Genomic DNA, 10,814 nt, shown 5'->3' with positions numbered 1-10,814 from the left:
CAACATTAAATGAACAAAAATGCCAAAAGTTATGTTGTAAATAGGCCCTATTTTTAGCGGGGGATACTGAACACTAAATACCGATCACCGATCACTACTCATTCTCCTCCAGCACCTGCTTAAGTGCCGCAGCCTTTACAAGACATTCCTGGTATTCATTTTCGGGAACAGACCTGGAAGTAATAGCTCCCCCCACAGAAAAGGAAACATATTTCGTGGTTTGATTATAAAGAATACTACGAATCACTACATTAAAATCAAAATCTCCTGAAGGATCAAAATATCCTACCGCCCCGCTGTAAAGTCCGCGTTTGGTTTTTTCCAGCTCTTCTATTATTTGCATGGCAGATATTTTCGGGGCCCCGGTCATACTTCCCATTGGGAACGTAGTACGCAAAACTTCCATTGCCGGTATTCCTTTTTCCAAAGTAGCTTTTACTGTAGAGATCATTTGGTGTACCTGAGGATAACTGTATACTTTGCACAGCTCTGCGACCTCAACACTTCCTTTTTTTGCCGTTTTTGAAAGGTCATTACGAACCAGGTCCACGATCATGACGTTTTCTGATCTTTCTTTGGGATCCTGTTCGAGCTTAAGTGCCAGCTCCCTGTCCTTTTCGGGATCAAAAAGAGCCCTGGGTGCTGTCCCTTTTATCGGCTGCGTGAGCAATTGATCGCCTTTCTTCTGAAGGTATCTTTCGGGGGAAGCAGAAAGTAAATAATGGTCATGGTTTTTAAGAAATGTAGCGAATGGAGGTTTTGAAATGGCATTTAGAGCGATAAACTTCTCAAGAGGATCAAATTCCACTCCTTCAGCATAAAATTCCTGACAAAAATTTGCCTCATAAATATCTCCCCGCTGGATGTGAGCCAGCATCTCTTCCACTTTCTGCAAATAATCCTCTTTAGAGATACGGGGCTGCAATTTCACCAGATTCCCCTCTCTCGAAAAAATTTCTTCCTTAAAATACCTTTTTTGAAGAATCTGTTCCAGGTCTTCTTCCAGCTCATCATCCACCATTCTCAAATAGTGAAGTTCAAGCTCATTACCTTTTAAAAAGAAGATCTTCTTTGGCTGAAAAAAGAATAACTCCGGAAAACCGAGTCCGTCGAAATTCTGGCTTTTCAGGTTTTCCACGTCATTTTTTAGATCATAAGATAGATACCCAAAAATCCAGTCGCCTGTTGTTTCCTGGTATTCCTTCAGCTTATCGAAGGCTTTGGAAGCATCGGTTTGTATGGCAGTAAATGCATCTACGGCAAGTACTGCATCATATTGAGAGTAACGGTCTTTATGGTCGTTGCTGTCAAACCAAACTACTTCTTCGAACTGCTGTGCCCAGTTGAGCAGGACCTTTTTAATGGAAAAACCTTCTTCTAAAATGACCTTTTTGTATACCCGCACTACACTTTAATTTGCTGAGAAAAAGAGGTGATTACATCAATAACTCCAAGATCAAAGACCTCATTCACAATCACTCCTTTTTCTGAATCAAAATTCTCATAGAATTGCGGCAGACTAAAACTTTCCACTACCTCGCCTCCAAACCTGGGAAACTGATTTTTACAATATTCCAAAGCCGAGGCCCCACCACGTTGTCCCGGAGAGGTACTCATCAAAAGGATCTTTTTGCCATTGAAAAATTTTCTTTCAATCCTGGAAAGCCAGTCTATGATATTCTTAAAAAATCCTGAAACATTGGCATTATATTCATTGACCGCAATAATAAGTGCAGGGGCTTCTACTATCTTTTCGTAAAGAAATTTCACATTCTGCGGTATTCCGTTTTTCTCCTTTACTATGCTGTACATGGGAAATTCAAGTTCATGAAGATTAAGCACCTCCACAGGATCTGAAATCCTTTGGGATATATTTAGGATAAGCTGGTGGTTAATAGAAGTTGGGCTACTGGAGCCGGCAAAGGCCAGGATCTTGTTCATAGTTGGAAAATTGAAGGTCAAAAATACAAAATAGGCCTTTAAGAAATGAAGATGAAGATGCGTTAAACAAAACTCTTAGTCTTTCAACAATTTAAGCTTAACTTTGCCCTCTTAAAATTTTATACCGTGACTTTCCAGGACCTCAACCTTACCACTCCCATTTTAAATGCACTTGAAGATCAAAAGATCTCCACTCCTACTCCAATCCAGGAGCAGTCTTTACCTGTAATTCTTTCGGGAAGGGACATGGTGGGGATCGCCCAAACCGGTACCGGAAAAACTCTTGCATATCTGCTACCTCTGTTAAAGACCCTGAAGTATTCTGAACAAAAGAATCCGCGGGTACTCATCCTGGTTCCTACCCGGGAACTTGTGGTACAGGTAGTAGAAGAGCTTGAAAAGCTCACAAAATATATCAACACAAGGATTCTGGGAATTTACGGCGGAACTAACATTAACACCCAAAAGCAGCTGGTGGCACAGGGACTTGATATTTTAGTTGCCACTCCCGGTAGATTGTATGATCTTGCTATAAATCGGGATTTGCAGTTAAAGTCGATCCAGAAGCTCGTAATAGATGAAGTTGATGTGATGCTGGACCTGGGCTTTAGGTTTCAGCTTACCAACATCCTGGAGTTAATTCCCGAAAGCCGGCAGAACATCATGTTTTCGGCTACCATGACCCTAGATGTTGAAAAGCTTATTCAGGAGAATTTTAAAAATCCCGAAACAGTGTCTGTTGCTGCCAGTGGAGCTCCCCTGGAAAACATTGATCAGCAAGGTTATGAGGTTCCTAATTTCTACACCAAGATCAACCTCCTAAAACACCTTTTAAAAGACAGGGAAACTTTTCATAAAGTGCTCATTTTTGCAGGAAACAAACGTATAGCCGATCGACTTTTTCAAAATCTCGACCCTTTATTTCCTGAAGAGTGCACCGTAATACACTCCAACAAGACCCAGAATTATCGTTTGAGAAGCATACGCCAGTTTGGCGAAGGCTTTTGCCGCATCCTGGTAGCTACAGATGTTATGGCGCGTGGTCTCGATATTGAACAAGTAAGCCATGTGATCAATTTTGATACCCCTGCGTATCCCGAGAATTACATTCACCGTATTGGGCGTACCGGAAGGGCCGAAAAAGAAGGGCATGCAATACTTTTTACGACTCCATCTGAACAAGAGGATCTGGATAAAATTGAAGCCCTCATGGACCTCAAGATCGACATGCATGCTTTACCCGATGGCGTTCCTGTTTCTTCGGAACTTATTCCTGAAGAACAGCCAACATCTGAAGAGATTTACAATCCCGAAAAATTCTCTGATGAAGATAAACCCGGCCCGGCTTTTCATGAGAAAAAAGAAAAAAACAAAAAGGTTAATCTGGGTGGTTCATATCGTAGGGAAGTCCAAAAGAAATACAAGAAGCCAAAGACCAGAGGGGACAAAAATTATAACCGCAGAAACAAGAAATAACTATTCTTCTCCCTGGGGTGAAATTAATTAATTGTCCCTGCCTCAGTATTTTAACGGGGATAAAAGGACAGAATTTTGCGATTATTCGCACAATACTTCCTACACCTCTTCCTAAACAAATACTTAAATTTTGATCTTTTTTATCAGTTAATACCTGTTAATTTCCTCCCATTTTTTTTAAAATTTGTCCCCTGTAAAATTATTCCTGCATAATCTCCTCCCTAAATTAAAAATTATTTGAAATTTAAAAGCGGAGAAAACCCAATAGGAATGCAGCTTTTGGTATTTTAACCGAATCATTTTGTAAAAATCTGGCACTGTGATGGTTAATAATCCAAAATTTATATTAAATTTAACTTCTCCCCCACATTTGTAGAATACCAGAACAACAAGAATTTACCTACCTGCTGTTCAAAAATTTTTTCTAGATGCAAAAAAGTACTTTTATGCCGGACGAAATTTCTATAGGTGCCGCCCACAGCCTTTTCAATGCCTATAACGGGCATGATAAACAGGAATTTCTGCTATTCATTAGTTCTGCTGAAGATCTTTCTTTGAAGGCGGTTAATTACAGGTGCCTGCAGTATTTCAGAAATTATTTTCCGCTAGAAGAAGGGGAAGAAGATTTCTTTAAGGAAAATATACATCCTGAAGACTATCCGTCATTTTTACACCTTTTAGGTAACTACAGCGAGGAACTGGAGACGGGCGACAGCTCTTTGATCATTCGCATGAGGTCTACTTTTGGTTACTGGAAAAAATTTCACTTAGAAAGCAGATTCTATGGTGGCTTCAATGAAGGGAGCGAAAATTTTGTCCTTACCCTTGCAAAACCTATTGAAAACATCCGGGCACAGGGGAGAAAAGAGCATAAAATAGAAACTGAAAGTGTACTTCGGGAGAGCCTTAACCGCTATAGGGTGTTGGTAAATTCCCTTGACCAGGGTTTTGGAGTTGTAGAAATGATCTTTGATCTGCAAAAGAAACCTATAGATTACCTTTTTGTAGAGGTTAATCCTGCTTTTGAAAAGCACACTGGTTTAAGAGATCCTCTTGGTAAAACCATGAGAGAATTTTATAAGAAGCATGAAAACCCATGGTTCAACACCCTTGGAAGGGTTGCATTTACGGGAGAGGCTGTACGGTTTGAAGATTATGCAGCCGCTCGCAATCGTTGGTTTGATGTTTATGCATTTCCTATTGGTAGTAAGAAAAGCAGAAAAGTGGCATGTCTTTTTTCGGATATTACACGTCGAAAAGAAACCGAAGAAAAATTACGAAGGCTAAATGAAGATCTCGAGTTAAAGGTAAAAAGTCGCACCTTTGAACTGGAGGAAAACAATGAACTCCTTCAAATGGTTTTTGACACGGTTAACCAGGGAATATTCGTAATGAAGCCCCTGTTTGGTGAAAACTATGATATAGTCGACTTCACCTATATAAGGGTTAATAAGGTTATAAACCGTTACTACAATCAGAGCCGAATGGTGGGCCGCAGCTTTCTTAAACACAATCCACAATCTGCCGAAAAAGGGGTTTTTGAGACCTTTAAGCAAACCATGCTTACAGGAGAATCTGCCGATTTTGAGATCGAAGTGGAGCGCAATGAGAGGAATAACTGGTTTAGGATCACCAGCAGGCGCCAAAGCGGTTTACTGGTCTGTTCTCTTGAGAATATAACCAGGGATAAATTGAAAGCCCAGAAATTAAAAGAAAATGTGAGGTTCAAGAAACAGCTCATTGATACCTCACCCGATATTATCATGATCTTCGACCTTTATGATGAAAAGGTAAAGTTCATTAATCGCGATCTTTCAGAGGAAGAAGGAATGACGGTAAAGAAAGTTGAGGGTATGCCTTTATTGGATATACTGCCATTGATCCATCCGCAAGACAGGCGAAAAACACTTTCTTTTCATACAGACCTAATGGAAGCCTCAGATGAGGAAGTTGTTGAAGTTGAATTCAGACTTAAAGGCAAGGAAAAACATTGGGATTGCTACAATGCGAGGGGGAAAGTTTTTAAGAGAAACAGGAAGGAAAATGTGGTTGAATATATTGTACTTCTTAGAAATGTCCAGTCTCAAAAAATGACCCAGCAGGCATTGATCACTGCAGAAAAACTTTCCATAAAAGGAGAGATTGCAAGAACTCTTGCCCACGAATTAAGAAATCCTCTGGCTAGTATAAGCATGTCTGCAGACATACTGGAAAAGATAAATACCGGTTCCAGGAAGAAGTTGTTGAAGAATTATACGGGGATTATAAAGCGAAGTGCAACGACACTAAATAATCTGGTGACAGATCTTTTAACAGCTTCCAATTATTCTAAACCTCAAATGACCAAATGCTGTCTTGCAAAAACTACAAATAAAGCTTTGAGCCATGCTAAAGACAGGATCTACCTTTCGGGGGTTACCGTTCACAAAAAATATCGGGGCCCGTATTTTATTAATGCCGATGAGGAAAAACTCCAGATAGCGATACTTAACATTATCGTTAATGCCAGTGAAGCAATGGTGCCCCATGAAGGAATCTTAGATATTAGTATCAAGAAAAAGAAAAATACCTATGCCCTCACTATAACAGATAACGGTTGTGGAATGGAGCAAGAACAAATTGACAGGCTTTTCGAATCTTTTTACACCCAGAAACCCGGCGGAATGGGAATAGGCTTAAGTTCGGTCAAAAATATACTGGATGATCATGGTGCTACTATTGAAGTACAGAGTGTCCCCCGGGAAGGGACTTCATTTGTACTCACTTTTCCCTGTCATGAAGACGTTATTAAAGGAAATTAAGCTGGTGCAACTGTAAAAAAGCTATTATTGTGTATCTTCGGCGATTGTAAGGATCTGGTTTTTTTCATGGATCCCGTCTAAAAATTATTACAAAAGTTGATCGCATTGTATGGGGATAATTGATTCCATAGGCAATCTGGTGATGAAGAACCGGATCGAAGACTTAGAAAATTCTATTAATAATCCTCATGAGACTCAACAAAAAGTCTTGCATCAACTTCTGGGAAGTACTAAAGACACCTTCTACGGAAAAAAGTTCCATTTTAAAGATATTCACAATTATCGGCAGTTCATTGAGCAGGTACCAATAAATAGTTATGAAGACCTCTACCCGTACATTGAATTAATCCTGAAAGGAGAAAATAATGTATTGTGGCCCACACCTATTAAGTGGTTTGCGAAATCATCGGGTACTACCGGTGCTACCAGTAAGATCATTCCGGTTTCTACCGAAGGTTTGGAACAGTGTCATTACCAGGGAGGCCGTGATATGCTAGCACTGTACATTAGGAATTATCCTGATGCCAAATTATTTTCAGGAAAAAACCTGTCTATTGGAGGAAGCCAGGAAGCGAAGCATTCCGGTAATAACAACCATTATATAGCTAATATTTCGGCTATTGTCATGAAGAACCTGCCATTTTGGGCTCAGTTTGGAAGAACTCCGGGATTAGAGGTGACCATGATGAACAACTGGGAGGAGAAGATAGAGAAGATTGCCGAAATTACTTCCCAACAAAAAGTCACCAGCCTCGCAGGTTCTCCTATGTGGATGTTGCTATTGCTCCAACATATTATCAAGGAGCAAAAAATCACACACATTCAGGATGTTTGGCCAGACCTCGAAGTTTTCTTTCACGGGTCTGTTTCCTTTGCGCCTTACAGGCCATTATTTGAAGAGCTGGACAGGAACAAAAGCTTAAGGTATCTAGAGATCTTTAATGCTACCGAAGGCTTTTTTGGACTTCAGGATCAAAAGGAAGATCCTTCCCTCCTGCTTATGCTCAACTATGGGATTTACTACGAATTCATTCCCGAAAAAGAATTTCTATCGGAGAATCCAAAGGTGATTCCGCTAAGCGAAGTGGAATTAGGCAAAAATTACTCCATGGTCATTAGCACGAATTCTGGTTTGTGGCGCTACAAAATTGGCGATACCGTCAAATTCACCAGCATAAGTCCTTATCGCTTTACCATAAGCGGCCGCACCAAGCATTGCATTAATGTATTTGGAGAAGATCTTTTTGCAGAACATGCAGAAAAAGCCATTTCCAAGGCCTGTCGGGAAACTGGAGCTATTCTTAGGGATTTCACTGCCGCCCCCTATTTTTACGATCGCCGCAAAAAAGGTTATCATGAATGGCTTATCGAATTTGTTAGATCTCCTAAAAATATCCAGGCATTTACTGAAGTTTTGGATATAGAATTAGGCATTTATAATGACGACTATGCTGCAAAGCGTAAGAACGATATTGCTATTGAAAAGCCGGTAGTACGCGAAATGCCTGAAGGTACATTTTACGAATGGCTAAAACGAAAAAATAAATTGGGAGGTCAGCACAAGGTACCGCGATTGTCGAACAGCCGGGAATTTGTGGAGGAACTGCTAAGCATAAGAAGAACCCTGCAGCCCGAGATCTAATTTTCTTTTAGCAGTTGATCGAGAAGGTCTTTAAAACCGGAATCATTCCAGTTAGCAGATCCTGTTTTATTAACCGCTATTTTACCATCTCTTGAGATCACAAAAGTAGTTGGCAAACTGCGCGATTGGAGCTTTTGTGGCGCCATGCTTAATGGTTGGTAAACCGGAAGCCTGTAATTCTTCTTATCCAGGAACCGCTGTAGCTTTTCCTGATCTTCGGTAGAAACAAAATAAAAATCCACCTTGTCCCCGTATTCATTGTATAATTTTTGGAAAGAAGGCATTTCGGCTATACAGGGAGGGCACCAGGTAGCCCAAAGGTTTATAACAGCTACTTCTCCTATACTCTTTTTAAAATTCACAGGTTCTCCCTGGAGATTAGAAAGGTTCCAGTTATAATCCTCCAAAGTCTCCCGGTCATCGGCAGCTATTTTTGAGGGGCTAAAGGCAATAATGCGGTTAAGCGTTACCTGTATGGGTTTCCTTGTTTGAGGAATGATAAGTAGAACAATTAGAATGATGAACAGGATATTCGACCAGTTCTTTTTAAAAAATTCCATGCCGCTGTTTAGATTGCATAAAAGTAAGTCTAAAAATTCAGCTGTCAAAAATGGCATTTTTAAAACCTTTCCCTTTTTTAGTTTATTAGTATCTTGAAATCCGAAAACTTAAATGAAACAGAAAATGATCCCCACAAAAAAAATTAGTGTTGGTTTAATTACAGCTCTGGCCATTTCGGCATGCGGGTCGGGTAACTCCCCTGCCCCAACCCCCGATAGTGTGCAGACTGCTACAGTAGAAAAAACGACTATGAAAAATGACCTCTTACAGGAGTGGACCGGGCCTTACGGCGGCGTGCCGGCCTTTGATAAAATGAATCTTGAAGAACTTCAACCTGCTATGGAGCAGGGAATGGCTTCTCATCTGCAGGAAGTTCTCATGATCTCGGCAAATCCTGCCCCTCCCACATTTGATAATACTGTCCTTGCAATGCAAAAATCGGGAGAGGCACTTGATCGTGCCTTTACCTATTACAGTATTTGGAGCAGCAATATGTCTTCGCCGGAATTCAGGAAAATTCAGCAGGAACTTGCGCCAAAGATCTCAGAATATTCTTCAAAAATTTCTCAGAATAAAGCACTTTTTGAAAGAGTAAAGGCTGTTTATGAACAATCGCAAAAAAGCCCTCTTTCCCCACAAAAACAACGGGCAGTGCAGCTTATGTATGAAGATTTTGCCATGGAAGGGGCAGATCTTAATGAAGCAGACAAAGAGCGTTATGCCGCAATCAATAAGCAGCTTTCCCGTCTCTACACCCAGTTTAGCAACAATGTATTAGCCGAGGAAGAGAATTATGTGGTTTTTCTGGAAAAAGATCAATTAAGCGGCTTACCGGAGTCCTATACTAAAGCAGCTGCAAAAGCTGCGGCCGATCGTGGGAAAGAAGACAAATATGCAGTTCTTAATACCCGCTCTTCCATGGATCCTTTCCTCACTTACTCTAATGAGAGAGAACTTAGAAAAAAGGTATGGGAAAATTATTATTCCCGGGGAGACAATGATGACGAGTATGACAATAAAGAGCTTATCGCAGAGATCCTGAAGTTACGGGATGAGCGGGTAGAACTATTAGGTTACGAAAATTATGCACAGTGGAGACTACAAAACAGAATGGCCAAAACACCCGAAAGAGCCATGGAACTAATGGAAGCAGTTTGGCCTGCCGCTCTTGCCCGAGTTAAAGAAGAAGTAGCCGATATGCAGGCGGTAGCCGAAGCCGAAGGTAAAGAAATTACCATTGCCCCATGGGATTACCGTTACTACGCCGAGAAAGTAAGACAGCAAAAATACAACCTGGAATCAGATGAGGTTAAGCAATACCTGCAACTGGGAAAACTTACAGATGCACTTTTCTTCACAGCAGAGAAAATATTCAACTATAAATTTACTCCCGTACCCGAAGGTACAGTACCTGTATTTCATGAAGACGTGAAAGTATGGGAAGTAACCGATAAAGATTCTGGAAAACACATAGGGCTTTGGTACCTGGATCCTTATGCCCGCACAGGAAAACGATCTGGTGCCTGGGCATCTCAATACCGCAGCCATGCAGAAATGGATGAAAAAGAAGAGACAGTCCTGGCTTCAAATAATTCCAATTTCGTGAAACCTGCTCCCGGAGAACCTGCACTTATTTCCTGGGATGATGCAACCACTTTCTTCCACGAGTTTGGCCATGCCCTGCATTTCTTTGCTTCAGAAGTAAAGTACCCTATTCTTAACAGTGGTGTGCGGGATTATACCGAATTTCAATCACAACTTCTTGAGAGATGGTTATCTACAGATGAGGTGATTAATCGCTTTTTAGTTCATCATGAAACCGGGGAACCTATCCCGCAGGAACTGGTGGCAAAGATCAAAAAGGCTTCTACTTTTAATCAGGGGTTTGCCACGACAGAGTTTCTTGCTTCAGCTTTGATGGACATGAAATTGCATACCACAGATCCTGAAGAGATCGACATGGATACTTTTGAAAAAGAAACCCTGGATGAACTTAATATGCCTTCACAAATTGTGATGAGACATCGTACTCCGCATTTTGGACACGTTTTCTCGGGTGAAGGTTATGCAACAGGTTACTATGGCTATTTATGGGCAGATGTATTAACATCAGATGCTGCGGAAGCTTTCCGGGAGGCTCCGGGTGGGTTCTATGATGAAAATGTAGCTGCCAGGCTGGTGAAGTATTTATTTGCACCACGAAATGCCATGGACCCTGCGGAAGCCTACAGGCTTTTTAGAGGAAGGGATGCAACCATAGATGCTCTAATGAGAGACCGTGGTTTCCCTGTTCCATCTGAAGAAGAAGCACAATAAGAGTGTTTAGAAAAGAATCTTCTTAATAAGATTATCATATATAACCTGAAACAGTTCAGGTAAAAAAAGAGGCCTTT

The 10,814-nt window shown here is 40.9% G+C and carries 7 protein-coding genes; 4 read left to right on the top strand and 3 right to left on the bottom strand.

Going from position 1 to position 10,814, the window contains the following annotated elements:
* Positions 1–94: 94 nt before the first annotated feature.
* Both OU683_RS06795 and OU683_RS06790 read right to left on the bottom strand, forming a co-directional pair.
* Positions 95–1,405 (bottom strand): anthranilate synthase component I family protein, encoded by a 1,311-nt coding sequence (locus OU683_RS06795; RefSeq protein ID WP_268136555.1) that lies wholly within the window; start codon positions 1,403–1,405, stop codon positions 95–97.
* A complete protein-coding gene (locus tag OU683_RS06790) occupies positions 1,405–1,941 on the bottom strand; it encodes an NADPH-dependent FMN reductase (protein ID WP_268136553.1) in 537 nt (178 codons plus the stop codon). Before OU683_RS06790 ends, OU683_RS06795 begins: the two co-directional genes overlap by 1 nt.
* 126 nt (positions 1,942–2,067) lie before the next feature.
* Here OU683_RS06790 and OU683_RS06785 point away from each other — a divergent pair, with 126 nt between their 5' ends.
* From OU683_RS06785 to OU683_RS06775, 3 genes are all read left to right on the top strand, one after another.
* Positions 2,068–3,417 (top strand): DEAD/DEAH box helicase, encoded by a 1,350-nt coding sequence (locus tag OU683_RS06785; RefSeq protein WP_268136551.1) that lies wholly within the window; start codon positions 2,068–2,070, stop codon positions 3,415–3,417.
* Between the two features lie 446 nt (positions 3,418–3,863).
* On the top strand, positions 3,864–6,218 hold the full coding sequence (locus OU683_RS06780) for an ATP-binding protein (RefSeq protein WP_268136549.1): 2,355 nt from the start codon (positions 3,864–3,866) through the stop codon (positions 6,216–6,218).
* A 109-nt stretch (positions 6,219–6,327) separates the two neighbouring features.
* Positions 6,328–7,860 carry a GH3 auxin-responsive promoter family protein gene (locus OU683_RS06775; RefSeq protein WP_268136547.1) on the top strand — a complete coding sequence of 511 codons (1,533 nt, stop codon included), beginning with the start codon at positions 6,328–6,330 and terminating at the stop codon, positions 7,858–7,860.
* On the opposite strand, the gene OU683_RS06770 is transcribed toward OU683_RS06775, so the two are convergent.
* Positions 7,857–8,420, bottom strand: a complete 564-nt coding sequence (locus tag OU683_RS06770; RefSeq protein ID WP_268136545.1) for a TlpA family protein disulfide reductase — start codon at positions 8,418–8,420, stop codon at positions 7,857–7,859. The genes OU683_RS06775 and OU683_RS06770 overlap by 4 nt on opposite strands.
* 124 nt (positions 8,421–8,544) lie before the next feature.
* Between OU683_RS06770 and OU683_RS06765 the strand changes: the two genes are divergently transcribed.
* Positions 8,545–10,737 (top strand): M3 family metallopeptidase, encoded by a 2,193-nt coding sequence (locus tag OU683_RS06765; RefSeq protein WP_268136543.1) that lies wholly within the window; start codon positions 8,545–8,547, stop codon positions 10,735–10,737.
* Positions 10,738–10,814 lie beyond the last annotated feature (77 nt).

It is taken from the genome of Salinimicrobium sp. TH3 (assembly GCF_026676115.1).
Lineage (GTDB): Bacteria > Bacteroidota > Bacteroidia > Flavobacteriales > Flavobacteriaceae > Salinimicrobium.
Note: the sequence above shows the minus strand (reverse complement) of the source record. Positions and strands in the feature narration are given on the sequence as shown.